The sequence below is a fragment of the Burkholderia sp. AU33803 genome (assembly GCF_002223095.1).
Classification (GTDB): domain Bacteria; phylum Pseudomonadota; class Gammaproteobacteria; order Burkholderiales; family Burkholderiaceae; genus Burkholderia.
Genome location: NZ_NKFJ01000004.1, coordinates 71843 through 96010, shown reverse-complemented (window position 1 = coordinate 96010; position 24168 = coordinate 71843). Strand labels below are relative to the sequence as shown.

The following is a 24168-nucleotide window of genomic DNA, read 5'->3' as shown; positions in this document are numbered from 1 at the left end:
CCTGAGTGGCCCGCCCGTGAGCACGACTCTCCTTTTCCACCCTACGCCCGACTCCGCCTACGGCTTCCCGAACGCCCGGCGGCTCGCGCACGTCGCGTCGCCGCACCAGCGGATCGAGGTCTGGGAAACCCCGCAGCTCGGCCGCCTGTTCACGCTGGACGGCCGGCCGATGACGTCGGTCGGCGACGAGTACGTCTATCACGAGTGCATGACGCACCCGGCCGCGCTCGCGCATCCGTCGCCGCGCAAGGCGCTCGTGCTCGGCGGCGGCGACGGCGGTGCGGCGCGCCAGTTGCTCAAGCATGCGTGCATCGCGCGGATCGTGATCGCGGAACTCGACGACGAGGTGGTCGGGATGGCGCGCCGGTATCTCGACGACGTGCACCAGGGCGCGCTCGACGACCCGCGCGTCGAGGTCGTGATCGGCGACGCCGCGCATTTCGTCGAGTCGACCGTCGAGCATTTCGATCTCGTCGTGTTCGACCTCACGCCGCCCGATTCGCCGGCGGCCGGCCTCTATACCCGCGCGTTCTATGCGCGGCTCAAGCGGATCCTGACGCCGTGCGGCGCGATCTCGATGCACCTCGGCTCGCCGGTGTTCCACGCGGCGCGCATCGCCGCGCTGCTCGACGACCTCCGCGCGAGCTTCGCGGTCGTCGATCCGTTGTCCGCGCACGTGCCGCTGTACGGCTCGCAGTGGCTGATGGCGATCGCGAGCGACACGCTCGACGCGGCAGCGCTGTTCGCCCACGACATCGACGAACGGCTCGCGGCCCGCCGCGTCCAGGGCTTGCGCTACTACGACGCGCGGCTGCATGCGTCCCTCTTTGCCCTGCCGCGCGCGCTGCGCGATACACTGGGCGTTCGCCGCTGAGCGTCCGCGCGGCCGCCACGCTTCCGTTTTTCCATCGCGTCCTTGCAGGATTCGTGATGCATGGCACCGAGGCGGAACGTCCTGGACGCCGTGCCGCCCCCCCTGAACGAACGCCCGGGCATGGAATCAGAACACGTGCCCGAGCGCCCCCACAGGAGATTTTCATGACCGATCCACGTCCGGCCAACGTGCCTTGGTTGACGCCCTACCTGGCCGTACGCAACGCGCGCGCGGCCATCGATTTCTTCAAGGCCGCATTCGGCTTCGAGCTGCGCGACGTGCACGACGAAGACGGCGCGATCATGCACGTCGAGATGGCCTATCGCGGCCAGCTGATCGTGATGTTCGCGCCCGAAGGCGCATTCGGCTCGACCGCGCGCACACCGAAAAGTGCGAACGCCACCGCGCCGCAATCGTTCTACCTGTATGTCGACGACGTCGACGCCACCTGGCAGCGCGCGCTCGACGCGGGCGCGAAGTCGCTGAGCGCGCCGCAGGATCAGTTCTGGGGCGACCGGTTCGCACAGATCGAGGATCTCGACGGCTACCGATGGGCGCTCGGGCGCCGTCTCGACGCATGACCCCAACCGTTACACGCATGAACGAAGCCACCACCACCGCGGCCGTGCCGCGCTTTTTCGTCGACGCAGCCCTGCGCGCCGACGCCACGCTCGCGTTGCCGGCCGAGGTCGCGCGCCACGCACAGGTGCTGCGCCTGCAGCCCGGCGACGTGCTCGCGCTGTTCGACGGCACCGGCGGCCAGTACCGCGCACGGCTCGTCGAGATCGACAAGCGCAGCGCACTCGCGCAGATCGACACGTTCGAACCGGCCGAGGCCGAGCCGCCCTATCGCGTGACGCTCGCGCAAGGCATCGCCGGCGGCGACAAGATGGACTGGGTGATCGAGAAGGCCGTCGAGCTCGGCGTGACGGCGGTCGTGCCGCTGTCGACCGCGCGCGGCGTCGTGAAGCTCGCCGGCGAGCGCGCGGACAAGCGCGTCGCGCACTGGCGCGGCGTCGTGCGCGCATCGTGCGAGCAATGCGGGCGCAACCGCGTGCCCGACGTCGCGCCGGTCGCCGGCTTCAACGCGTGGCTCGATACGCTGCCGGCGGCACCGGCCGACGGCGAACTGCGGCTGCTGCTGTCGCCGCGCGCGAGCATCCCGTTCGCGTCGCTGCCCGGCACGCCGCCCGCTGCAACCGTCACGCTGCTGATCGGGCCGGAAGGCGGGCTGTCGCCCGACGAGGAAAATGCGGCCCGCGCGCGCGGGTTCACCGCGCTGTCGCTCGGCCCCCGCGTGCTGCGTACCGAGACGGCCGGCGCGGCCGTGCTCGCCGCGCTCGCGGCGCGCTGGGGCGGGTGGTGATGAGTAGTCGTGCCTGCGCAAGACGGCGCAACACGCCCTGACCGCACGCCACCCGGCCGCTGCGCGATACGCGGCCGGCATCGCCGCGGGAATGCGGCCCGTTGCGATGCAGCGGTCTATCGCGACTTACTTGTCGCTCGACGAGCCATGCGGCATCGCTTCTGACAACGCATCGAGCACCGGCGTCAGCACGTCTTGCGGGCTGCCGGTCGTCCAGCCGCCGCCGAGGCTGTAGACATCGATCTTGCCCGTCACGGGGTACGTGACCGGCGCTGCGTCCAGCACCTTCGCCATGCCGGAGAAGATCGCATTGAACGCGGCAATCCGGGCTGCATCATTCTTCAGACGGCCGTTGCCGAGCTTCGCCTCCAGCGCCTTCGCGCCGGGCCTCACATCCGGGACGCGGCACGCAAATTCAACCGTCGCGATCGTCTCGCCCTCGCGAGCCGAGTTCGGTTGCTGCGACGACCCGGTTGGCTTGCACTCCGAGCGATTGATCGCACGCTGATAGGCTGCGGCCATGCTCTGCACCGACGGACGCAATGCGGCACTCGCCTTCGGCGGCATCGGCGCCAGCAAGTCTTCGGCCATGTCCTTGCGCATCGAATCGCCCATCTTCGACAGAACGTCGACGTTGAGCGCGTCCTTGCCGCCGTAACTCGTGCGCACCGCATCGTTGAATTCGCGGGCTTTCGACACATCGCCGTTGACGAATGCGCCGATGTAAAGGTCGACGGTCTGCTCGGGCGTGAGCGGCGCCGCATGCGCGGCGCCCGCCACGACCAGCAGGGGCAGCACGACGGCGCGTGCGGAACGGGAAATATTCATGGGAAGACAGCCCTCTCTCGATGGTTTGTTGTATGCGCCCGATGCGGCCGCTGCCGCGACCGGGCCGATCGAGATTGTCTCGAAAAAAGGTGCCGGATGAAAGGACAATGTCAGCGGGCCACGCGCCGTTCCAGCCCGTCCGCATCACGCAGGTGCAAAAAAGCCCGCTCGAAGCGGGCTTCCGAAGGGTGATTCGCCGAACCGGCCGCGGGCCGACGTGCGCTTACGCGAACGAATAGAACACGCGAAACGCGACCTTGCGCTCGGCCCAGAATTCGGCCGCCTCGCGGAACACGTCGAGTAGCGTCTCGCGCCCTTCCTTGTCGAACTTCTGCGCGATCGGCAGCCCTTCGAGGACGATCACGAAACCGGGCTGCGCGCCGGCCTTCGCGACGAGGTCGGTCAGGGAGTCGTACAGCGCGTCGTAGTTCTTCCCGAAATGCTTCGGGAACAGGAACGACGTCGCGATCGTTTCCATCACTTCCTGCTTCGATTGCGCGGCGCCGCAAAACGCATACAGGAAATGCTGGCCGAGCCGGCCGGCTTCGTCGGCAAGATCCTGCACGCGGAACGCGCGGATCGACTGCACGAGATTGGGTCGCACGGTCGTGAAAAGGCTCATAGGCTCCTCGTTCGATGAAAGCCCGGGCTCGGCTTCCTGTTGCTCCGGCGTGCCGCCGGCCTGCGCCGCCGCGTGCAGTTGGATCACGCGCTGAAACAGATTGCCGTCGCCGGCCGCGAACAGTTCCGCCGCCGCCGTTTCGTGCGCGTAGATGGAGTCGCTCATGCCATTCGTCCCGAAGTCATTCAACAATACGTTTAAAACTGTTGTAGTGGTCGCCCGTGTAATAACAGTTGTCGATCCGGCGCAATGGCCCGCCGCAGACGATCCGGCGCGCCCCGCGATTGCGGGCACGCGGCGTCGGCACCGTGTACTCATGGTAGTAGCCGCGCTTCGCTTTCGGCAGGATCCGCTCGCGGTTGCCAAACACGACGCCGTCTTTCTCGTACGGATAGGGACCGCCGGCGCCGATCAGGCCCAGCGTGGTCACGGCCTCGCGCGGAAGACGAGCGGTCGGAATCGTATCGAGCCCGCTCGCCGCCACGTCGGCCGGAACGGCCTCCCGTGCGTAAGCGGCGGAAACCAGACTGCCCGTCGGCGTGCCGACGATACCCATCGCGAACATCGCGAAGACGGACGCGAGCGCGCCGTTGCGGAGCCACTTGCGTGCCATGAACCAGGGTTCCCGCTGTTAAATCAAGTAGTTGACGACCAACAAAGGCGTTAGCGTAGCGTTATTGGCCGCGCGAATCAATGTCCGTTTGGGAATCGAAAGGCCAGTGATACCCGGAATTGCGCATTTTTTACCGAAATCACACTACATTTATCTTACATGAGCTAAAATGCGGGCAGCATCTCTGGCATGGCAAGACTCTGCCTCCTTGCCATGCCGGCTACGCTGAGTGGAGAGAGATGCTGATGTTGCTTGAGGGAAGCGCGTTTGCGCCCTGCCCGCGGCGTGCCCATTGCGGGCACGCCTCTTTTTGCTTTTGTTTACAATTTCGCCCGACGCGCCACGCCGGTTCGACCGGCCTGGCGCGTTCGTTCTGGCTCAGCGCGTGGCGTTCACGTCGGCGACCAGCAGCGCCGCCATGTTGACGATGCGGCGAACGGTCGCCGATTCGGTCAGCACGTGCACCGGCTGCGCCGCACCCAGCAGGATCGGCCCGATCGCGATGTTGTTGCCCGCGGCCGTCTTCAGCAGGTTGTACGCGATGTTCGCGGCGTCGATGTTCGGCAGGATCAGCAGGTTCGCTTCGCCTTCCAGCGTCGATTCCGGCAGGATCTCCTTGCGCAGCGCCGCGTCGAGCGCGACGTCGCCGTGCATCTCGCCGTCCACCTTCAGCTCCGGCGCACGTTCCTGCAGGATCGTGAGCGTATCGCGCATCTTCTTCGCCGAAGGCGCGTTGCTCGTGCCGAAATTCGAGTGCGACAGCAGCGCGACCTTCGGCTCGATGCCGAAGCGGCGCACTTCTTCCGCGGCCATGATCGTGATCTCGGCCAGCTCTTCCGGGGTCGGATCGACGTTCACGTGCGTGTCGACGAGGAAAATCTGGCGGCCCGGCAGCACGAGGCCGTTCATTGCGGCGTACACGCTGCAGCCCGGGCGCTTGCCGATCACCTGGTCGATGAAGTGCAGGTGGCGGTGCGTGGTGCTGATCGTGCCGCAGATCATCCCGTCCGCTTCGCCCTTCTTCACCAGCATCGAGCCGATCAGCGTCGTGCGGCGGCGCATCTCGACGCGCGCGAGCTGCTCGCTGATGCCCTTGCGCGCCATCATCTTGTAGTACGTCTGCCAGAAATCGCGGTAGCGCTCGTCGTGCTCGGTGTTGACGACCGTGAAATCGGTACCCGGCGTCAGGCGCAGGCCGTAGCGATGGATACGGTGCTCGATCACCGACGGGCGGCCGATCAGGATCGGCTTCGCGAGTTTTTCGTCGACGATGATCTGAACGGCGCGCAACACGCGCTCTTCTTCGCCTTCCGCGAACACGACGCGCTTCTTCTCTTCCGGCGCGGCGCGCGCAATCTGGAAGATCGGCTTCATCGTCGTGCCGCTGTGGTACACGAACTGCTGCAGGTGCTGCTTGTACGCGTCCATGTCCTCGATCGGGCGCGTCGCGACGCCGCCGTCCATCGCGGCCTGCGCGACGGCCGGCGCGATCTTCACGATCAGGCGCGGATCGAACGGCTTCGGAATCAGGTATTCGGGCCCGAACGACAGGTCCTGGATGCCGTACGCGGTCGCGACGATGTCGCTCTGCTCGTGCTGCGCGAGCTCGGCGATCGCATTGACGGCCGCGATCTCCATTTCACGCGTGATCGTCGTCGCGCCGACGTCGAGCGCGCCGCGGAAGATGAACGGGAAGCACAGGACGTTGTTGACCTGGTTCGGGTAATCGGTGCGGCCCGTGGCCAGCACGGCGTCCGGCCGCACTTCGAGTGCGAGTTCCGGCAGGATTTCCGGCGTGGGGTTCGCGAGCGCGAGGATCAGCGGGCGCTCGGCCATGCCCTTCACCATCTCCTGCTTCAGCACGCCGGCAGCCGACAGGCCGAGGAAGATGTCCGCGCCGTCGATCACTTCGGCCAGCGTCCGGGCTTCCGTTTCGCGGGCGAAACGCTCCTTGTCCGGGTCCATCAGCTCGGTGCGGCCCTTGTAGACCACGCCCGCCAGGTCGGTCACGATGATGTTCTCGAGCGGCAGGCCGATGTCGACCAGCAGGTCGAGACACGCGAGCGCGGCCGCACCTGCGCCGGACGCAACGAGCTTGACCTTCTTGATGTCCTTGTTGACGACCTTCAGCCCGTTCGTGACGGCCGCGGCCACCACGATCGCGGTGCCGTGTTGGTCGTCGTGGAACACCGGAATCTTCATCCGCTTGCGCGCTTCGCGCTCGACGATGAAGCAGTCCGGCGCCTTGATGTCTTCCAGGTTGATCCCGCCGAAGGTCGGCTCCAGCGCGGCGATCACGTCCACCAGCTTGTGCGGGTCCGACTCGTTCAGCTCGATGTCGAACACGTCGATGCCCGCGAACTTCTTGAACAGCACCGCCTTGCCTTCCATCACCGGCTTCGACGCGAGCGGGCCGATGTTGCCGAGACCGAGCACCGCCGTGCCGTTCGTGACGACGCCGACCAAGTTGCTGCGCGCGGTGAAGCGTGCCGCGTTGAGCGGATTCTCGACGATCTCCTCGCACGCGTACGCCACACCCGGCGAGTACGCGAGCGCGAGGTCGCGCTGGTTGATCATCTGCTTGGTCGGGGCGATCGCGATTTTCCCGGGGGTCGGGAATTCGTGATAGTCGAGCGCGGCTTCGCGAAGTTTGGCTTTGGAGGAGGCTTGAGTAGACATGTGTCTCTTGGCGGGCGGATTAGAATAACTCTTCGACGGCATTGTAGCGCCAATCATCGGCCGCCAGACCGGCGATTGGGGTGCAACAGCCGCGACAAAATTGTACTGAACGGTGCAGGAACGCGGCCGCTCGCCTCGTACAATGCCGTTCCTTCCACCGTTTCGGATCCATCCGCCGTGCCAGCCGCCCTCTCCGAGTTTTCGCTGATCGAACGCTTCTTCACGCGCCGCGCCGCGCAGGGCGCCCGCGCGTCGACGCTCGGCATCGGCGACGACTGCGCGTTGATCGCGCCCCGATCCGGGAAATTGCTGGCCATTTCGACGGACATGCTGGTGGAAGGCCGCCACTTCTTCCCCGACGTCGCACCCGACGCGCTCGGCCACAAGACGCTCGCGGTCAACCTGTCCGACCTCGCGGCGATGGGCGCCGAGCCCCGCGCGTTCACGCTCGCGTGCGCGCTGCCGCGGGCCGACGCTGCATGGCTGGAAGCGTTCAGCAACGGGCTGTTCGCGCTCGCCGAGCGCTACCGCTGCGAGCTGATCGGCGGCGACACGACGAGCGGCCCGCTGAACCTGTGCGTGACCGTGTTCGGCGAAGTCGCGCCCGACGCGGTACTGCGGCGTGACGCCGCGCGCGACGGCGACGACGTCTGGGTGTCCGGCACGCTCGGCGATGCGCGCGCCGGTCTCGGCGTCGCGCGCGGCGAATGGACGGCCGGTGCAAACGAAGCAGCCGCGTTCCGGCGCGCGCTCGAGTACCCCGAGCCGCGCATCGCGCTCGGCCTCGCGCTCGCGGGCGTCGCGCACGCGGCGCTCGACCTCTCGGACGGCCTCGCCGGCGACCTGCAGCACATCCTGGCCCGCTCGAACGTGCGCGCCGAGATCGATGCCGACGCGGTGCCGCGCTCGGCCGCGCTCGCGACGCTGGCGCCCGACGTGCAGCGCCGCTGCACGCTGGCCGGCGGCGACGATTACGAACTGTGCTTCACCGCGCCGGCGGCGGCCCGCGCGGCGGTCGAGGCGGCGGGCGTGACGGCCGGCGTGGCGGTTACCCGAATCGGTACAATACGCGCGTTGTCCGCGCCGTCGGAGCAGCCCGCGATCACGTGGCGCGACGCGGCCGGCGCGCCCCTCGCTCTCACGTTGCACGGCTTCGACCACTTCCATGCAGACTGACCCGACGCCCGCGCACACCGCGGCCGAGCCCGGCGCCGCATCCGGCGGCAACGCGCCGCGGCGCGCGACCGCGCGTTTCATGCTGTCGCACCCGGCGCACATCGTGTCGCTCGGCTTCGGCAGCGGGCTCGCGCCGATCATGCCCGGCACGTTCGGCTCGCTGTTCGGCTGGCTGACGTTCGTCGTGCTCAACCGCTACCTGACGGTGCCCGAATGGTGGGCGCTGATCGCGGCCGGCTTCGTGGCCGGCACGTGGCTGACCGGTTTCACCGCGAGGAAGATGGGCTCGGCCGATCCGGGCGCCGTCGTCTGGGACGAGATCGTCGCGATCTGGCTCGTGATGCTGTTCGTCACGCCCGCGACCTTCGTCGGCCAGTTGTGGGCGTTCGTCGCGTTCCGCTTCTTCGACATGCTCAAGCCGCCGCCGATCCGCTATTTCGACCGCCGCCTGAAAGGCGGGCTCGGCATCATGGTCGACGACCTGGTCGCCGCGTTCATGACGCTGCTCGTGATCGCCCTGTGGCGCTCCGTCGTCGGCTGACCGATTTTCCGACTTCCGTTTCCCGACGCGCATGCCAACCGATTCCGTCGTCCACCAGCTTGCGATCCGCGCAGGCAACAAGCTGCGTGACGAGCACCTGACGCTCGCCACCGCCGAATCCTGCACCGGCGGCATGATCGCCGCGGCGATCACCGATATCTCCGGCAGCAGCCAGTGGTTCGAGCGCGGCTTTGTCACGTACTCGAACCAGGCCAAGATCGAGATGATCGGCGTGCCGCCCGACCTGATCGACAAGCACGGCGCCGTCAGCGAGCCGGTCGCGCGCGCGATGGCCGAAGGCGCGCTGCGCAACAGCCGCGCGCAGGTCGCGCTGTCCGTCACCGGCATCGCGGGCCCCGCAGGCGGCAGCGAGAAGAAGCCGGTCGGCACCGTGTCGTTCGGCTGGAGCAACCGGCTGCATACCGACGTCGAAACGCTCGTGTTCAAGGGCGACCGCGAACAGATCCGCACGCAGGCCGCCGCGCATGCGCTGCGCGGGCTGCTGAAGCTGCTCGACGAGCGCGAGGGCTGATCGGGCCGGAGGCGCGCGCCGCGCCCCCGCCTGCCCGCTTACTGGATCGCGTCGGGCTTCACGACGATCCAGTTCTTGTCCGCCGTCACCGGCAGGCCGAGCGACTTCTGCCGCGCGGCCGATTCGTCCGACCACGCGCGGATCTGCGCCATCTGCTTGTCCTTCTTGTTCACCCACACGCGCACGCCGCCGCGCGCGACGTCGGTCGCGTTCAGCAGCATGTAGCCGTCGGACGTCGGCGTGTCGCCCGCGACGAGCACCGGCTTCTTCCACTGGTCGATCCAGCCGACGATCGAGCCGAGCTTGCCTTCGTACCACGTCATCGGGTTCATCAGGAACGGCGTGATCACCAGGCTGCGGTTCGCGGCTTCGTCGTACTGGCCGGCCTTGATCTGCAACCGCGAGGTGGTCAGCGCACCGGTCGCCGGGTTGCGCAGCAGCGTCGTCACGCCGATCACGTTCTGCGGCTTCACGTTGTAGCCGTACTTCGGGTCGGACAGCACGAGCCGCGCGAGCTCCTCGTGCGCGGCCGTCATCACGTAGACCTCGATCCCGTTCTCGCGCAGCGCGTTGTACAGCTCCTGCATCCCGCGGAAGAAACGCGGCGGGTTCACCGTGCCGTCGACCACCTTGTCGCCCTGCCAGTAGCGGATCGGGATCGGCTGGCCGTCGGCGAGCATCGCGTCGACGTGACGCTTCAGGTCGGCCAGCGACTGCCCGGCGAACGCCTGCGCGATCCACGGGTAGCAGACCAGGTCGTCGATTTCGCACAGCCGGTAGTAATAGCTCGTCAGCGATTCCCGGTAGTCGGCGGAGTCCTTGAACGGGATCAGCTTCAGCGACGGGTCGAGCGTGTCGCGCGTCAGCACGCCGCGACGCTCGAGGTACGGCAGCAGCGACTCCTCGAGGTCGTAGCGGTAGGTCGTGTTGTCGGCGTCGAACACCGCGTAGTCGCCACGGTGCGCGTGCGCGGCGATCATCTCGTTCAGCGCCTTCGCGCTATCGGCCGGCCAGTGCGAGAGGTCCGCCGCATGGGCGAAGCTCATGCACAACGATGCGGCAAGCGCGCTCAGAAGACGTCGGGACAGCTTGGGCATGGCGTCGCTCCTTTCTTGACATTTTCGTTACGGATCGATGACAAGCGGCAGCATCGCGCGATTGGCGCGCGGGGATGCGGTGCGGAAGCGACGGGAAGTTGTCCGCGTGCGCCAGTGCGGGCCGGGCGGGCGGAGGAGCGGAAAAACGGGAGGAAAGCGCCGGGCTCGCGCGTGGGAGCCCGCCGGAACCGGCTGCCCGGACGGGCAACCGGTGCAACCGGTCAACGATGCGCGTTGATCGTGTCGCGCGTCTTCTGCGCGGCGAGCGCCGCAGCTTCGGCGAAATCCTCGCCCTTGCTCGCGTACAGGATCGCGCGCGACGAGTTGATCATCATGCCGGTGCCGTCGGCCGTGCGGCCCGCGTTGACGGTCGCCTGCACGTCGCCGCCCTGCGCGCCGATGCCGGGGATCAGCAGCGGCATGTCGCCGACGATCCCGCGCACGATCTCGATTTCCTTCGGGAACGTCGCGCCGACGACGAGGCCGAGCTGGCCGTTCTTCGCGTTCCACTTGTTCGCCGCGAGATCGGCGACGACCTGGTACAGCGGCCGACCGTTCGTGTCGAGGAACTGCAGGTCGGAGCCACCCGGGTTCGACGTGCGGCACAGCACGATCACGCCCTTGCCTTCGTGCTCGAAGTACGGCTCGACCGAGTCGTAGCCCATGTACGGGTTCACGGTGACGGCATCCGCGCGGTAGCGCTCGAACGCTTCGCGCGCGTACTGCTCGGCCGTGCTGCCGATGTCGCCGCGCTTCGCGTCGAGGATCACCGGGAGGCCCGGATGCTGGAGGTGGATGTGCGCGATCAGCCGTTCGAGCTGGTCTTCCGCGCGATGCGCGGCGAAGTAGGCGATCTGCGGCTTGAACGCGCTCGCGTATTGCGCGGTCGCGTCGACGATCTGCCGGCAGAATTCGAAGATCGCATCGGGCTGGCCGTCGAACTGCACGGGAAAGCGCGACGGCTCGGGATCGAGGCCGACGCACAGCAGCGAATTCGTGCGCTGCCACGCGGCGCGCAGCGATTCGATGAAAGTAAGCGGGGAAGACATGGCGGGTACTCGCGGCAAACCGTTGGTAGACCGCGTATTTTACCCGCGTCGCCGGCGTGCCTCGCGCGAAGCCGCATTGCCGCGCGCATCGGCGCGCTCGACGGTGAACGCGAAACGCCGCGTGAGCCGCTCGCCGGGCGCGAGCAGCGTCATCCCGTGCGCGGTCGCGCCGCCCGGCAGGTTCACCGCATTGATCGGATGATCGACCGGCTCGAAGCAGAAGAAATCCTCGCCGGGCGGCGTGTAGAGCACGTACGCGTCGGCGTCGGCCGCCACCGTCAGCGACAACCCGCGGCGCGGCCAGCTCACCGTCGCGTGGCCGCCCCAGCCGGTGAACGCATGATTGACGAGCGTGGCCGGCAGCGGATACGCGACGCCGAACTGCCACGCCGGCGGCACGCTCACGTGCCGCACCGGCAGGAAATCCGCGCCCGACAGCCACAACCCGCCGGCAGCCGCCGCCAGTTCGGTCGCGGCATCGCGAACGAGGAACGGATGCACGCCGAGCCCGAACGGCAGCCGCGCACGCCCCGCGTTCTCGATCGTCAGCGCGATCGACAGCGTCGCGTCGTCGAGCTCGTACGACTGGATCGCGCGGAACGCATACGGCGCGCCGGCGGTGCGGTCGAGCGACAGTTGCAGCGACGTGCCGGTCGCATCGTCCACCTGCCACGCCGCGAGCCAGCCGTCGCCGTGGATCGGCAGCGGCTCGTCGCGGCGGTTGCGCGGCACCGCGACCTTGCGCCCGTCGCACTCGAAGCGCCCGTCGCCGATCCGGTTCGAGTAAGGCAGCAGCGGATAGCACGCGAGCTCGTTCGGGTCCGTCGCCGTCTCCGGGTGCTCGCAGCGGCGGAACACCGGCATCAGCGCGCCATTGTCGCCGCGCCAGTCGAAGCGCGCGATGCCGCCGCCCAGATGCGGCAGCACATCGAGCCGCAGCGATGCGTTCGACAGCGTGACGGCCGCCGCATGCGCGGCGCCGACGCCCTGCGCGAAGGCTGCCGTCTGCGGGCCGGGGCTGACCGGCTGCGCGGCGGCGGCCAGGCGCGCGCGGCGCGACTGGCTGGTGGACGACGATGCGCTCGAGGACGTGGCGGTCATGGTGAACTCCTTTCCTTCGTCGAAGAAACGATGCGGGTCGTGCGAACGGTCAGGCCCAGCCGCCGTCGACGATCACGTCCTGCGCGGTGATCATCCGGCTGTCGTCCGCCGCGAGGAACAGCGCCATCCGCGCGAGATCGGCGGGCAGCAGTTCGGCATCGAGGCACTGGCCGGCCTTGATCGCCGCGCGGCCCGCGTCGTCGAGCCACAGCCGGCGCTGCTTGTCGGTCATCACCCAGCCGGGCACCAGCGAATTCACGCGGATGCCGAACGGGCCGAGGTCGCGCGCGAGGCCGCGCGTCAGCCCCTGCACGGCCGCCTTCGCCATCACGTAGACGGGATAGCCGCCGTTCTTCAGCATCCAGCTGATCGAGCCGAGATTGATGATCGCGCCGCCGCCCTGCCGCTTCATGTCGTCGATCACCGCCTGCGCGGCGAAGAACTGGTGGCGCAGGTTCACCGCGATGCCCGCGTCGAACGATGCAGGCGTCACGTCGCCGATCGCGTGGCGCGTGTCGTTCGCCGCGTTGTTCACGAGCACCGCGATCGCGCCGATGCGCGCGCGGATCGCGTCGATCGCATGGCGCAGCGCGTCGATGTCGGTCAGGTCGCACGGGAGAAACAGCGGCGCATGGCGTACGTGCGCGAGGCGTTCCGCGAGCGCGGCGCCGGCCGCCGCGTCGAGGTCGACGAACGCGACGCGCGCGCCCTGTTCGGCGAAGTGCTCGACGAACGCCGCGCCGATGCCGGTCGCGCCGCCCGTGATCAGCACCGCGCGATCCTCGAGGCTCGGATACCGTGCATAGCGCGCGTGGCTCGCCGAGTGCGGGTCGTGCGCGGAAGTGTCGATGGTCATGCGGTTCGTCTCCGTGAGAGCGGATCGGGTCAGTCGCGGACGCCGCGGTTCTTCAGCTGGTCGAGCAGCACGGCCGCGAGCAGGATCGCGCCGCGCACGAGGTACTGGTAGAACGCGTCGATGTTCAGCAGGTTCATCACGTTCTCGACGGTGCCCATGATCAGCACGCCGATCACGACGCCCGAGATCGTCGCGCGGCCGCCCATCAGCGACACGCCGCCGAGCACGCACGCGGAGATCACGTTCAGCTCGAAGCCCTGCGCGGCGTTCGGCTGGCCCGACGTGATGCGCGAGGCGAGGATCACGCCCGCGAGCGCCGTCACCGCGCCCTGGATCAGGAAGATGTACACGCGCGTGCGCTCGACGTTGATCCCCGCGAGCCGCGAGGCTTCCGGGTTGCCGCCGATCGCGAGCGTGTTGCGGCCATAGATGGTCTGGTTCAGCAGCACGCCGAACGCGATGAAGCACAGCAGCGTGACCCAGATCGGCAGCGACACGCCGAAGAGCGTGAGCCCGCCGAGCGCGATGAACGTATCCGACGACACGCCGACCGCCTGCCCTTTCGACACGATGAAGCCGAGCCCGCGCACGATCTCCATCGTCGCGAGCGTCGTGATCAGCGCGTTGATGCGCAGGTACGCGATCACCGCGCCGTTCACGAAGCCGATCGCGGCGCCGGCCGCGACAGCCGCGATGATCGCGACGAACGTGTTGTCGGTCGCGTTCAGCACCATCGCGCACAGCACGCCGGAGAACGCGACGGTCGAGCCGATCGACAGGTCGAAGTCGCGCGACGCGAGGCAGAACATCATCGTGCACGCGACCATGCCGATCTGCGAGATCGACAGCGCGAGGCCGAGCATGTTGTCGATCGAGAAGAAGTGATCGACGGTCAGCGACATCGTGATGAACATCACCGCGAAGATCGCGATCAGGCTGTATTCGGTCAGATGCTGCCACCATTTCTGGCGGTCGCTCTGCTGCGGCACCAGCGCGTCGGCCGACGGCTTCACGGCGGCGCTGCCAAGGTTTTCGTTGACTTGCATGATTGAGTCTCCTGCTCCTGCATCGCACGGCCCGCGCCGTGCATGTCCGATTCGATTGTCGTGTGCTGCGTCAGGCTGCCTCGACGGCGCTCGTCTGCGGCAGCGCCAGGCTCAGCACCGCGTGCTCGTTCGCCTGTTCGCGCGGCAGCTCGCCCGCGATCCGGCCTTCGCGCATCACGACGATGCGGTCGGACACGCCGAGCACTTCCGGCAGCTCCGACGACACCATCACGATCGCGCAGCCGCGTTCCGCGAGCCGGTAGATCACGTCGTAGATCTCGTGCTTCGCGCCGACGTCGATCCCGCGCGTCGGCTCGTCGAGGATCACGACCTTCAGGTCGGGCTCCGCGAGCCAGCGCGACAGGATCGCCTTCTGCTGGTTGCCGCCCGACAGGAAGCGGATCTTCTGGCGCCGGTTCGGCGTCTTGATCTTGAGCCGCTGGATGAAACGGTCGGCCGTTTCGCTTTCGGCCTTGCGGTTGATGAAGAGCCCCGCGCGCAGCGAATGGCGGCGGCAGCTGATGTTGATGTTCTCCGCGACCGACGCGATCGCGATGATCCCCTCTTCCTTGCGGTCCTCGGGGCACAGCACGATGCCGTGGCGGATCGCGTCGCCGGTGCGCTTCACGTCGATGCGCGCGCCGTCGAGCGTCAGCACGCCCGCACGCCGGTGATCCGCGCCGTACACGAGCCGCATCAGTTCGCTGCGGCCCGCGCCGACCAACCCGAAGAAACCGACGATCTCGCCCGCGCGCACCGAGAAGCTCGCGGGTTCGCGCAACGCCGGGCCGTCGATGCCTTCGGCCGCGAACCGCACGTCGCCGAGCGTGCGCGGCGCGTAATGGTAGATATCCGAAATCTCGCGCCCGACCATCTCGGCGACGAGCCGTTCGCGCGGCACGTCGGCGAGCGATTCGTGCGACGCGATCTTGCGCCCGTCGCGGAAGATCGTGCAGGCGTCGCACAGCCGGTAGATCTCGTCCATCCGGTGCGAGATGTAGATCAGCGCGCGGCCCTGCGCACGCAGGTCGTCGACGAGCTTGAACAGCACTTCGGTCTCGCGATGCGACAGCGAGCTGGTCGGTTCGTCGAGCGCGATCACGCGCGCATTGCGCATCAGCGCCTTGCAGATCTCGACCATCTGCCGCTGCGCGATCGACAGCCGCCCGAGCTTCGCATCGGGATCGAGATCGACGCCCATCGCGGCGAGCCGCTCGCGCACGAAACGCTTCGCCTCGCGCTTCCTCACCCAGCCGAACGCATTCGGCAGGCGGCCGAGCAGCAGGTTTTCCGCGACCGTCAGGTCGGGCACGTACTGCAGCTCCTGGTGAATCACCGCGATGCCGGCCGCGATCGACGCGGCCGCACTCGCGAACTGCACGGGCTGGCCGTCGACCAGCACGCTGCCCGCATCGGGCTGGTATTCGCCGCCGAGAATCTTCAGCAGCGTCGACTTGCCCGCGCCGTTCTCGCCCATCAGGCCATGCACCTCGCCCGCGTGCACGTCGAACGAGATGCCGTCGAGTGCGCGCACGCCGGGAAAGACCTTGCCGATATTGTCAAAACGCAGTGCCGCTGACACGTCGTCTCCCTACTCTTGCAGATCCATCGATCGCCGGCTGCCGCGTGGCCGCCGCAGCCGGCAAGCCGCTTACTTCGACGCGAGCCCCATCTCGTCACGCACCTTCGACACGTTGTCGCGCGTCGCGAGCATGCCGGTCGTCAGCGTCAGCGCCGGCGGTGCCTTGCCCTGCGTGATCCACGTGTACATCAGGTCCGAGGTTTCCTCGCCGTGGCGCTTCGGGCTGATGATCACGGTGCCGTAGAAGCCCGTCGGCTGCGGCTTCTTGAACTCGTTCAGCGCAGAATCGGAACCGCCGATCCCGATGCCGATCATGTTGTCCGCCTTGAAGCCGCGCCCTTCCGCCGCACGCACCGCGCCGAGCACGGCTTCGTCGTTCAGGCCGTACGCCACCCAATGCTTGAACTGCGGATTCTTCGTGAGCGCGATGTTCGCCGCGTTGAAGGCGTTCTCGGTGTCGGTCTTCGCCTGCGGCGCCGCGATCACGTTCGCCTTCGGGAAGCCGGCGGCCACCAGCGCGTCGGTCGCGCCGCTGGTGCGGTCATGCGCGGTCGGCAGCTGCTCGTAGGTGATGTCGATCGCGCCGACGTCCTTCATGTCCCAGCCGCGCTTCTTGATCTCGGCCGCGATGCCGTCGCCGACCTGCTTGCCGATGTTGTACGCGGAGATCCCCATGTGCGGGACCGCCTCGATCGGCTTGCCCGCGCCGTCGACGAGGCGGTCGTCCACCGTCATCATCTTCAGGTTGTGCGACTTCGCCTTCGCGACGATGCCCGGCCCGAGCTTCACGTCGGGCGTGCAGATGATGAAGCCCTGCGCCTTCTGCGCGGACAGGTTGTCGATCGCGCTCATCACCTTTTCGCCGGACGGCGCGCCGATCTTCACGAGCGTGAAGCCCTTCTGCTTCGCCGCGATTTCGGCGAACTTCCACTCGTCCTGGAACCACGGCTCTTCCGGCTGCTTCACGAGGAAGCCGATCTTGACCGGGTCGGCCGCATGCGCGACCGGGCTGCCCATCACCACCGCGGCCGCGGCCGCCAGCGTTACGAACGTTCTGCGTTTCATCTCCAGTGTCTCCTTGTTTTCATCGAACAGGATGCAGCCGCTTGTTGGTTTCGACGCAGCGTGCGCGCGGCCGTCGCACGTGCGGTCTTTCGAATCGTTACGTCAATCGCGTCAGTCGTGATACAGCGCCGCGCGCCCGCCATCGACGGTGATGCACGCGGCATTGATGAACGGCGCCTCGTCGGACGCCAGGAACACGGCCGTCATCGCGACCTCCTCCGGCCGGCCGATCCGCTTCATCGGCTGCAGCGCGAGCGTGTCGGCGCGCGCGGCAGCCGGGTCGGGTTGTGCGTCCCACCAGTCGCGCGTGAGCTGCGTCTCGATGTAGCCCGGCGCGATCGCGTTCACGCGCACGTTGCGCGCCGCGTATTCGATGCCGAGCGCACGCGTGAGGCCCAGCACGCCGTGCTTCGCGACCGGGTACGGAAAGCAGCCCGGGATGATCCTGAACGCGTGCGTCGACGCGATGTTCACGATGCTGCCGCGGCCGCGTTCGACCATTCCTTCCAGCGCCGCGCGGCAGCCGTGCCACACGCCGTCGAGGTCGACCGCGAAGCAGCGTCGCCAGTCGTCGTCGGTCATCGCCAGCGGATCGGCGAACACGTTGATGCCCGCGTTGTTCACCAGCACGTCGAGCGGGCCGAACGCCGCCTCGGTCTGCGCCAGTGCGTCGCGCACCGCGTCCTGCCGTGCGACGTCCGCCTGCAGCGGCAGCACGCGCGCGCCGGCGATCTCGTGCGCAATCGCGGCGGCCGTGCGCTGCGCCTGCGGAAAGTCGAGATCGACGAGCGCGACCGCCGCCCCCTCGCGAACGAACGCGCGGGCGATCGCGGCGCCGATGCCCCGGCCCGCGCCCGTCACCATCGCGACCTTGTCCGCGAGGCGGCCCATCATGCGGCTCCGCCGCGCGCCACGCGCAAGCCGGCCTGGAACGCACGCGCGTTCGCCGCGGTCGCGTCGGCCGACTGGCCGGGGCGGTACAGCGCCGAGCCGAGCCCGAAACCGTTCGCGCCGGCATTGAGGAACGGCGCCATGTTGTCGGGCGAGATGCCGCCGACCGGGATCAGCGGCACCGCGCGGTCGATCACCGCGCGCCACGCCTTCACGACCGGTACGCCGAGCTGCTCGGCCGGGAACATCTTCAGCACGTCGGCGCCGTTCGCGAGCGCGGCGAACGCTTCGGTCGGCGTCGCGACGCCCGGCGCACTCGCGAGGCCGCGCTCGCGGGCGCGGCGGATCACGGCCGCGTCGCTGTGCGGCATCACGATCAGCGCGCCGCCCGCGTCCTGCACGCGGTCGACGTACTCGGCGCGCAGCACGGTGCCCGCGCCGACGATCGCGTCGTCGGGCAGCGCACGCCGCAGCGCGGCGATGCTGTCGAACGGATCGGGCGAGTTGAGCGGCACCTCGACGATCCGGAAGCCGGCTTCATAGAGCGCACGGCCGTGGTCGGCCGCTTCGACGGGCGTGATCCCGCGCATGATCGCGATCAGCGGGCACGCGTCGAACGCACGCATCAGCGCGGCGTGGGGCGCGTAGGGTGCGGGCAAGGTCAGGTCGGACGGCATCGAAGGTTCCTCGGCAAACGGTTCATTGGTCGGCGCAGACGGGCTCGCCATCCGCGCGCACGAGCCCGGCGCGCGACGCGATCCGCCACAGGCCGCGGTCGGTCGCGTGTGCGACCACGCGGGCGGGCGGGTGGCCGAATTCCTGGAGCGCATCGGCGTAGCGCGCACACAAGCTGTCGTCGCCGATCAGCAGCAGCGGCTGGTCCGCGAGCGCGATGCCGCGCTCCGCGAGCATCGCGTCGAGCGCGTTGAGCTCATGGCCGATCAGCAGCCCGGACAGGTAGTCGCCCTGCGCATCGGGCGCGAGCCGGTCGGTCAGGCCGAGCGTACGCGTGCTGAAGATCGTCGCGAGCAGCCCCGTATGCTGCGCGCCGCGCGCGACCAAGACGCCGCGCACGAACGCCGCGCGATCGGGCGACGCGCCGGCGCGCATCGTGCGGCCGAGGATCGTGTGGTCGCGCAGCACCGCGAACAGCTCGCCCGTCATGAAGGTCTGGAAGCGCTCGATCAGCCCGTCCCTCACCCACGCCCATTTCGCATGGGTGCCCGGCAAGCCGATCAGTACCCCTGAACGATCGGTGCCAAGCGTGGGATCGCTCGCGAGTGCACCGAATATCTGCGTTTCTTCACCGCGCATCACGTCGGGCAGTTCGCCCGTGGCGATGACGCCCGGCACGATCGAGATCGTCGTGCCGCGCGCCGTCGTCACCGTGGTGAGGCCCGCGACGAGCGCGTCGGCGCCGGCCGGCACCGCGACGTACGGCGCCTCGCGCCAGCCCTGCGCGCTGCCGACCATCCCGGCGGCAAGCACCGGCAGGCCCGGCGAGCGGTCGAGCCAGTCGCCGCACGCTTCCTCGAACACAGCGTCGAACGCGCGCGCGCCGCCGCCCGGCACATGCATCACGCCCGCCGCACGGCTGCGCGTGTCGATGAGCGCGCCGTGCGCGTCGTACAGGTAAGCGCGCAGCGACGTCGTGCCCCAGTCGAGCGCGATCAGCGACGGGGTGGCGGAGCTGGCATCCGGAACGGGCCGGGTCGAAGTCGTCATCGTTTGATCCTGCGGGTACCCTGCGGCGGGCTCCAGCCCAGTTCCGCGGAAATGGCTCGCGCTTCGCGCTGCACGAGCGGAATCAGTTCGTCCATCCGGTCGTGCGGCATGTACGGAATCGTGCTCGCGACCGACACGGCCGCGACGATCGCGCCCGATGCGTCGCGGATCGGCGCGGCCACGCAGCGGATCGACGCCTCGTTCTCCTCGAGATCGAACGTATAGCCGCCGGCCGCGTAATGCGCCATGCGCTGCAGGAACGCGCTCGTCTCGGGCCGGTTGTCCGGCTTGAAATTGACGCCGGCGAGCGCCCGCCGGGCGGCCTCGAACAGCGCGCGCCACGTGTCGGGATCGGTGTCGAGCATCATCGCCTTGCCGATGCCGGTCGACGCGAGCGGCATCCGGTGGCCGACGCGCGAGCGCATCTCGAGGCCGCGCGTGCCGGGAATCTTGTCGATGTACAGCACGTCGTCGCCGTCGCGCACGCCGAGATGGATCGTGTCGAGCGTCGCTTCCGCGAGCGCTTCGAGGTGCGGGCGCGCCACCGCGGTGAGCGGCATCTGCTCGAGCGCGATCGTGCCGAGCTCGATCAGCTTCGGGCCGAGCAGGTAGCCGCCCTGCACCTGGCGCAGGTAGCGCGCCTGCACGAGGCTGCTGACGAGGCGGTGCGTGGTGCTGCGCGTCGTGCCGAGCGCGGCGCCGATCGCGCGCATGTCGCGCGCGCCGTTCGCGATCGCCTCGAGGATCGCAAGGCCGCGCAGTAGCGTCTGCGTACCGGCCTGCTGCGCGGCGAGATCGAGCGGCGTGCTGGTCGCGCCGATGCTGTCGGTGAGCGACGCATCGTCCGGCGTCGCACGCCGGGCGTCGAGTGCAAGGGTGTCGGGCATCTTGGTCATGGGGCAGGCTTCTTCAACGGAACCGGTGAAGCCGTTCGCACGATGCCGGCATGGCGTCCGGCGTCGCGACGAGGCGGCGGTCGATGCACCGAATAAAGCGCCCGGCGAACTTCATGGAAGGTGTCTCCGTGTGCGTCGGGCGCCGCGCGATGCGTGGGTCCGAAGCTGTGATGTGCTTCGGATTGTAGGAGCGCACGCACTCGTCTCCAATATTTGAGTGCGTTGCCCAGATAATGAGAATTCGGCGCGAATCCGCCCGTCTTCGACGTCATGGCGGCTTCATGTGCACGGGGGCGGAACCCGCCGCGCAGCAGGTTCCGCCCCCGTTTGTTCACCGCGCGCCGCGCTTACTGCTGGCTGCTCGTGCTGCGTGCCTGCATGTAGCGCTGGACGTCCGCGAACGACACGCGGCCGTTGCCGCCCGAGTCGATCTGCCGGAAGTGGTTCGCGACATAGCCGAGGCCGGCCGCGCGTGCCTGCGACTCGGTGATCGAACCCGTGTTCTGCGCGTCGGCCGCGCTGAACTGCCGCGCGAGCTTGCGCACCACCTGCGCATGCAGCGCGGCGCCCGTCGTCTGCGTGCCGGCGGTCGGCTTGCGCGCGGCCGGCGGTACGTACGGATCGCCGAGCTGCGCCTGGCGCGCACGCACCGGCGCGGCGGCGTCGCTCGCCTGCGCGAACGCGGATACGGATGCTGCGGCGCCGACACAGGCGAGCGCCGCGGCAACGACGATGAAACGATTCTTCATATCAGGCTCCAGTCTGGAATGAGGTCGTCGACGGCAGGCGCGGCGCCACCGCGGGCGCGCGTCGCCTGCCTGGCGCAGCATCAGTGCGCGGCCGCGTTGTAGAAGGTCACGAGGTCGGCTTTCTCCTGCGGACGCGACGTATCGTCGAGATAGACCATGTGTCCGCCCTGATAGTCCTTGATCGTCAGGTTCGGTTGCGTCCCGAGCCGCGCGAGGTCGAGCTCGGTCTGGTAGAACGGCGTCGCGATGTCGTGATACCCGTTCAGCGACAGCACCTTCAATTGCGGATTCAGCGACAGCGCCGCGGCGAGATCGGGAATCGTGTCCGGCATCGCGAGGCCGTCGTGCGTCCAGTCCCACGTGTTGATCGCATTGCTGCTCACCGAGTAGGCCGACTGCGCGGTGTACTTCAGCTCGTTCGGCAGGTAGCTGCCGATCGTGTCGGTGAACGGCTTCGTGATGAACGTGCTCGACGGGTCGCCGCCGGATGCCAGCGGGCTCGACACCGGCACGTTCACGCGCGCGTCGTAGCGGCCGATCAGCGTGCCCGGGATCAGCGACAGCTGGAAGCTGTTGTCGAAGAAAGTCGGGATCACGTTGAAGTCCGCATTCCACAGCGACTGCTTCACGCCGGTCGAATTCACCATCGTCGTGACGAGGGTCGGCGGCGGCGGCGTATGGCTCGCCAGGTACGCGTTCACGGCCGGCGCGTAGCTGCCGGCCGTCAGCAGGCGCATCTGGTCCGCATACTGCGGCAGGCTCGACGGGTTCGGGTTGTCGAGCTGGTAGTACGCGCCGACCGTGCCGTACGACGGCACGAAACCCGCGCAACTCACCGGGCTCGACCCGTTGTTCGAGTTGCCGATGTAGTCGCTCGCCATGTCGCAGTTCACGTTGTAGTTCAGGATCGACGACTGCAGCACGATGCCGTCGAGCTTCACGCCGGCCGTCTCGAGCAGGTTCGCGAGCACGTCGGTGCGCGGCGTGCCGTACGACTCGCCGAACAGGTATTTCGGCGAATCGTTGCGCTGGTTCACGGTGAGGTAGCGCGTCACGAAATCGCGGAACGCGCCGCCGTCCTGGTCGACGCCCCAGAACGTCTGGTTCGTATTCGGCGCGATCGCTTCCGAGAAGCCGGTGCCGATCGCATCGACGAACACGAGGTCGGTCGTGTCGAGCAGGCTTTCCTGGTTGTCGACGAACGGGAACGTCGACGTGTTCGCGTTCGGGTCGCCCGTCTGGATCCGGCGCGGGCCGAACGAGCCGAGGTGCAGCCACACCGATGCCGAGCCGGGGCCGCCGTTGTACAGGAACGTGACGGGCCGCTTCGCCGCGGGCTGGTTGTCGGCCGTATAGGCGACATAGAAGAACGATGCTTCGGGCGCGCCGGTCTGCGGATTGCGCGCGACGAGGTGGCCGGCCGTGGCCGTGTAGCGGATCGTCTTGCCGTTGAGGGTGATCTGGTGATGCGTGACGGCGGCCTTTTCGACCGCGGCGGAGGCGTCGAGCGACGCGTTCGCGCTCGACGAATAACTGTTCGGATCGTTGTACGCCCTGTCCACCTGACTGGCGGGATCGGCTGAATTGTCGGCGCTGGCAGCAGAAGACGATGTCACGTCGTCGTTGCAGGCCGTCAGGATCAGCGAAGAAAACACCACTCCCAACAACAGCTTCGCTTTGCTTGCTGGCATCGTTGCTTTCCTTCTCTCGGATGTTTTTTGTGTCGAGCAGCCGGGTAAGCCACCCCCCGCCTCGATTGGGGCCGATAGGCCGAGGCGCTGGCCAATATACGCGAGGCCGTCAGCTTTGAAAAATTTTGAAATATTTGGCGCGCAGCCGGTGCGGCGCACACCTTTCAGGAATGCTTCGGTTTGCGAAACATTACATTTCACACACCTTTCACGGACTTTCGTGTTTATCCGGGGAGACTAAAAATCTCCGAATTTCGCGCCATATCGGGCAACAAAATCACACGACGCCCGGTATTGCTCAGCAAAACGAAATAGACGGATTCGTCTAAAGGATGTGGCCCGAAATGATCGCGACATGAATGCGCTGCAGCGCACAACCGGCCCGTGGCGGGCGCACGGGCGACGAAACGGTCAATGCGACGGCGCGAGCGCGCCGTTCACTCCGATTGCGGCAGCGCGGCCGCCCCCATCCGGCGCGCGATGATCGCCGCGCGCTGCGCCTGGTACGCCGAGCCGCGATGTGCGTCGAACCAGCGCGGCTTCGGCAGCATCACCGCGAGACGCGCCGATTGCCACGCGCCGAGCCGGCTTGCGGGAATCTTGTAGTAATAGCGGGCGGCTGCTTCGGCGCCGTACACGCCGCGCCCCCACTCGACGGAATTCAGGTAGATCTCGAAGATCCGCTCCTTGTCGAGCACCGTTTCGAGCATCCACGTGATGATGAGCTCCTGCCCCTTGCGGATGTAGCTCTTCTCGCGCGACAGGAACAGGTTGCGTGCGAGCTGCTGCGTGATCGTCGAGCCGCCCGCGACGATCCGGCCGCGCGCCTTGTTCTTCTCCCACGCCTGCAGGATCGCGTCGACGTCGTAGCCGTTGTTGGTCGCGAAGGTCGAGTCTTCCGATGCGATCAGCGCGCGCTTCAGGTTGCGCGAGATCTGGTCGTACGGCACCCATTGATGCTGGATCTGCGCAGGCGGCTTGTCGCGCGACAGCCACCACGCGTCGGTACGCATGAACGCGGTCGACCCGGGGTTCACGAACGACCACAGCGCGATTTGCGCGAGATAGAACAGTTGCGTCGCGAGCCACGCCCCCGCGAACACCGATCCCGCATAGATGAACCAGCGCGTCGGGCTCACCATCCGCGTGGGCTGCGTGCCGCTCACCGCCACCACGTGCCGCGCTCCGC

24 protein-coding genes are annotated in these 24168 nt (G+C 68.0%); 6 read left to right on the top strand and 18 right to left on the bottom strand.

The features are described 5' to 3' along the window. Positions 1 to 16: 16 nt before the first annotated feature. From speE to CFB41_RS02845, 3 genes are all read left to right on the top strand, one after another. Entirely contained in the window at positions 17 to 874 is an 858-nt protein-coding gene (speE, locus tag CFB41_RS02855) for a polyamine aminopropyltransferase (RefSeq protein ID WP_089455570.1), read from the top strand. A 164-nt stretch (positions 875 to 1038) separates the two neighbouring features. Continuing rightward, positions 1039 to 1455 carry a glyoxalase/bleomycin resistance/extradiol dioxygenase family protein gene (locus CFB41_RS02850; protein ID WP_089455569.1) on the top strand — a complete coding sequence of 139 codons (417 nt, stop codon included), beginning with the start codon at positions 1039 to 1041 and terminating at the stop codon, positions 1453 to 1455. A 17-nt stretch (positions 1456 to 1472) separates the two neighbouring features. Further along, positions 1473 to 2240 (top strand): 16S rRNA (uracil(1498)-N(3))-methyltransferase, encoded by a 768-nt coding sequence (locus tag CFB41_RS02845; RefSeq protein WP_089439209.1) that lies wholly within the window; start codon positions 1473 to 1475, stop codon positions 2238 to 2240. A 126-nt stretch (positions 2241 to 2366) separates the two neighbouring features. Here the strand turns inward: CFB41_RS02845 and CFB41_RS02840 are convergent, their stop codons facing one another. The 4 genes from CFB41_RS02840 to CFB41_RS02825 form a co-directional block, all read right to left on the bottom strand. Beyond that, a complete protein-coding gene (locus tag CFB41_RS02840) occupies positions 2367 to 3068 on the bottom strand; it encodes a hypothetical protein (protein ID WP_089455568.1) in 702 nt (233 codons plus the stop codon). A gap of 223 nt (positions 3069 to 3291) precedes the next feature. Next, complete coding sequence (locus tag CFB41_RS02835) at positions 3292 to 3855, bottom strand: barstar family protein (RefSeq protein WP_089439207.1); 564 nt, start codon at positions 3853 to 3855, stop codon at positions 3292 to 3294. Positions 3856 to 3871: 16 nt separating this feature from the next. Continuing rightward, positions 3872 to 4303 (bottom strand): ribonuclease domain-containing protein, encoded by a 432-nt coding sequence (locus CFB41_RS02830; protein WP_031398890.1) that lies wholly within the window; start codon positions 4301 to 4303, stop codon positions 3872 to 3874. A 378-nt stretch (positions 4304 to 4681) separates the two neighbouring features. Next, positions 4682 to 7024 carry an NADP-dependent malic enzyme gene (locus CFB41_RS02825; RefSeq protein WP_278190120.1) on the bottom strand — a complete coding sequence of 781 codons (2343 nt, stop codon included), beginning with the start codon at positions 7022 to 7024 and terminating at the stop codon, positions 4682 to 4684. Between the two features lie 135 nt (positions 7025 to 7159). On the opposite strand from CFB41_RS02825, the gene thiL reads away from it, so the two are divergent. From thiL to CFB41_RS02810, 3 genes are read left to right on the top strand one after another with little or no spacing between them, the layout of a single operon-like run. Then, complete coding sequence (thiL, locus tag CFB41_RS02820; RefSeq protein WP_089455567.1) at positions 7160 to 8158, top strand: thiamine-phosphate kinase; 999 nt, start codon at positions 7160 to 7162, stop codon at positions 8156 to 8158. Continuing rightward, the gene (locus CFB41_RS02815) at positions 8148 to 8699 is read left to right on the top strand and encodes a phosphatidylglycerophosphatase A (protein WP_089455566.1); all 552 of its coding nucleotides are present in this window, start codon (positions 8148 to 8150) and stop codon (positions 8697 to 8699) included. The genes thiL and CFB41_RS02815 overlap by 11 nt, the downstream gene beginning before the upstream one ends. Positions 8700 to 8730: 31 nt before the next feature. Continuing rightward, the gene (locus CFB41_RS02810) at positions 8731 to 9231 is read left to right on the top strand and encodes a CinA family protein (RefSeq protein ID WP_034186407.1); all 501 of its coding nucleotides are present in this window, start codon (positions 8731 to 8733) and stop codon (positions 9229 to 9231) included. A gap of 38 nt (positions 9232 to 9269) precedes the next feature. On the opposite strand, the gene CFB41_RS02805 is transcribed toward CFB41_RS02810, so the two are convergent. The 14 genes from CFB41_RS02805 to mtgA all read right to left on the bottom strand — a co-directional run bounded on the left by CFB41_RS02805 (position 9270) and on the right by mtgA (position 24154). After that, a complete protein-coding gene (locus CFB41_RS02805; protein ID WP_089439203.1) occupies positions 9270 to 10328 on the bottom strand; it encodes a phosphorylcholine phosphatase in 1059 nt (352 codons plus the stop codon). A gap of 221 nt (positions 10329 to 10549) precedes the next feature. Beyond that, a complete protein-coding gene (pyrF, locus tag CFB41_RS02800) occupies positions 10550 to 11377 on the bottom strand; it encodes an orotidine-5'-phosphate decarboxylase (RefSeq protein WP_011350899.1) in 828 nt (275 codons plus the stop codon). Positions 11378 to 11416: 39 nt separating this feature from the next. Further along, complete coding sequence (locus CFB41_RS02795; protein ID WP_089455565.1) at positions 11417 to 12478, bottom strand: aldose 1-epimerase; 1062 nt, start codon at positions 12476 to 12478, stop codon at positions 11417 to 11419. Between the two features lie 49 nt (positions 12479 to 12527). Next, complete coding sequence (locus CFB41_RS02790; RefSeq protein ID WP_089439201.1) at positions 12528 to 13334, bottom strand: SDR family NAD(P)-dependent oxidoreductase; 807 nt, start codon at positions 13332 to 13334, stop codon at positions 12528 to 12530. 29 nt (positions 13335 to 13363) lie between these two features. Beyond that, complete coding sequence (gene araH / locus CFB41_RS02785) at positions 13364 to 14380, bottom strand: L-arabinose ABC transporter permease AraH (protein WP_089455564.1); 1017 nt, start codon at positions 14378 to 14380, stop codon at positions 13364 to 13366. Between the two features lie 70 nt (positions 14381 to 14450). After that, positions 14451 to 15962, bottom strand: a complete 1512-nt coding sequence (gene araG, locus CFB41_RS02780) for an L-arabinose ABC transporter ATP-binding protein AraG (protein WP_089455563.1) — start codon at positions 15960 to 15962, stop codon at positions 14451 to 14453. Between the two features lie 69 nt (positions 15963 to 16031). Then, complete coding sequence (locus CFB41_RS02775) at positions 16032 to 17027, bottom strand: arabinose ABC transporter substrate-binding protein (protein ID WP_039353007.1); 996 nt, start codon at positions 17025 to 17027, stop codon at positions 16032 to 16034. Between the two features lie 111 nt (positions 17028 to 17138). Continuing rightward, positions 17139 to 17918, bottom strand: coding sequence for an SDR family oxidoreductase (locus tag CFB41_RS02770; RefSeq protein ID WP_089456536.1), 780 nt, complete (start codon positions 17916 to 17918; stop codon positions 17139 to 17141). Then, positions 17918 to 18595 (bottom strand): 2-dehydro-3-deoxy-6-phosphogalactonate aldolase, encoded by a 678-nt coding sequence (locus tag CFB41_RS02765; protein WP_089456537.1) that lies wholly within the window; start codon positions 18593 to 18595, stop codon positions 17918 to 17920. The genes CFB41_RS02770 and CFB41_RS02765 overlap by 1 nt, the downstream gene beginning before the upstream one ends. 22 nt (positions 18596 to 18617) lie before the next feature. Further along, positions 18618 to 19643, bottom strand: a complete 1026-nt coding sequence (locus tag CFB41_RS02760) for a 2-dehydro-3-deoxygalactonokinase (protein ID WP_089455562.1) — start codon at positions 19641 to 19643, stop codon at positions 18618 to 18620. Further along, entirely contained in the window at positions 19640 to 20539 is a 900-nt protein-coding gene (locus CFB41_RS02755; RefSeq protein WP_089439195.1) for an IclR family transcriptional regulator, read from the bottom strand. The genes CFB41_RS02760 and CFB41_RS02755 overlap by 4 nt, the downstream gene beginning before the upstream one ends. A 347-nt stretch (positions 20540 to 20886) precedes the next feature. Continuing rightward, a complete protein-coding gene (locus CFB41_RS02745) occupies positions 20887 to 21288 on the bottom strand; it encodes an EF-hand domain-containing protein (protein ID WP_046544902.1) in 402 nt (133 codons plus the stop codon). An 80-nt stretch (positions 21289 to 21368) separates the two neighbouring features. After that, on the bottom strand, positions 21369 to 22979 hold the full coding sequence (locus tag CFB41_RS02740; protein ID WP_089439194.1) for a S10 family peptidase: 1611 nt from the start codon (positions 22977 to 22979) through the stop codon (positions 21369 to 21371). Positions 22980 to 23416: 437 nt separating this feature from the next. Next, positions 23417 to 24154: a monofunctional biosynthetic peptidoglycan transglycosylase gene (mtgA, locus tag CFB41_RS02735; RefSeq protein WP_089455561.1), complete on the bottom strand. Its 738-nt coding sequence runs from the start codon at positions 24152 to 24154 to the stop codon at positions 23417 to 23419. Between the last annotated feature and the right edge of the window lie 14 nt (positions 24155 to 24168).

Excerpts from the sequence above, each read along its gene's own strand:
- CFB41_RS02850 (WP_089455569.1), top strand. The coding sequence starts at position 1,039 with ATGACCGATCCACGTCCGGCCAACGTGCCTTGGTTGACGCCCTACCTG.
- CFB41_RS02845 (WP_089439209.1), top strand. The coding sequence starts at position 1,473 with ATGAACGAAGCCACCACCACCGCGGCCGTGCCGCGCTTTTTCGTCGAC.
- CFB41_RS02840 (WP_089455568.1), bottom strand. The coding sequence starts at position 3,068 with ATGAATATTTCCCGTTCCGCACGCGCCGTCGTGCTGCCCCTGCTGGTC.
- CFB41_RS02835 (WP_089439207.1), bottom strand. The coding sequence starts at position 3,855 with ATGAGCGACTCCATCTACGCGCACGAAACGGCGGCGGCGGAACTGTTC.
- CFB41_RS02830 (WP_031398890.1), bottom strand. The coding sequence starts at position 4,303 with ATGGCACGCAAGTGGCTCCGCAACGGCGCGCTCGCGTCCGTCTTCGCG.
- CFB41_RS02825 (WP_278190120.1), bottom strand. The coding sequence starts at position 7,024 with ATGCCGTCGAAGAGTTATTCTAATCCGCCCGCCAAGAGACACATGTCT.
- CFB41_RS02815 (WP_089455566.1), top strand. The coding sequence starts at position 8,148 with ATGCAGACTGACCCGACGCCCGCGCACACCGCGGCCGAGCCCGGCGCC.
- CFB41_RS02810 (WP_034186407.1), top strand. The coding sequence starts at position 8,731 with ATGCCAACCGATTCCGTCGTCCACCAGCTTGCGATCCGCGCAGGCAAC.
- CFB41_RS02805 (WP_089439203.1), bottom strand. The coding sequence starts at position 10,328 with ATGCCCAAGCTGTCCCGACGTCTTCTGAGCGCGCTTGCCGCATCGTTG.
- pyrF (WP_011350899.1), bottom strand. The coding sequence starts at position 11,377 with ATGTCTTCCCCGCTTACTTTCATCGAATCGCTGCGCGCCGCGTGGCAG.
- CFB41_RS02795 (WP_089455565.1), bottom strand. The coding sequence starts at position 12,478 with ATGACCGCCACGTCCTCGAGCGCATCGTCGTCCACCAGCCAGTCGCGC.
- CFB41_RS02790 (WP_089439201.1), bottom strand. The coding sequence starts at position 13,334 with ATGACCATCGACACTTCCGCGCACGACCCGCACTCGGCGAGCCACGCG.
- araH (WP_089455564.1), bottom strand. The coding sequence starts at position 14,380 with ATGCAAGTCAACGAAAACCTTGGCAGCGCCGCCGTGAAGCCGTCGGCC.
- CFB41_RS02775 (WP_039353007.1), bottom strand. The coding sequence starts at position 17,027 with ATGAAACGCAGAACGTTCGTAACGCTGGCGGCCGCGGCCGCGGTGGTG.
- CFB41_RS02770 (WP_089456536.1), bottom strand. The coding sequence starts at position 17,918 with ATGGGCCGCCTCGCGGACAAGGTCGCGATGGTGACGGGCGCGGGCCGG.
- CFB41_RS02765 (WP_089456537.1), bottom strand. The coding sequence starts at position 18,595 with ATGCCGTCCGACCTGACCTTGCCCGCACCCTACGCGCCCCACGCCGCG.
- CFB41_RS02760 (WP_089455562.1), bottom strand. The coding sequence starts at position 19,643 with ATGACGACTTCGACCCGGCCCGTTCCGGATGCCAGCTCCGCCACCCCG.
- CFB41_RS02755 (WP_089439195.1), bottom strand. The coding sequence starts at position 20,539 with ATGACCAAGATGCCCGACACCCTTGCACTCGACGCCCGGCGTGCGACG.
- CFB41_RS02745 (WP_046544902.1), bottom strand. The coding sequence starts at position 21,288 with ATGAAGAATCGTTTCATCGTCGTTGCCGCGGCGCTCGCCTGTGTCGGC.
- CFB41_RS02740 (WP_089439194.1), bottom strand. The coding sequence starts at position 22,979 with ATGCCAGCAAGCAAAGCGAAGCTGTTGTTGGGAGTGGTGTTTTCTTCG.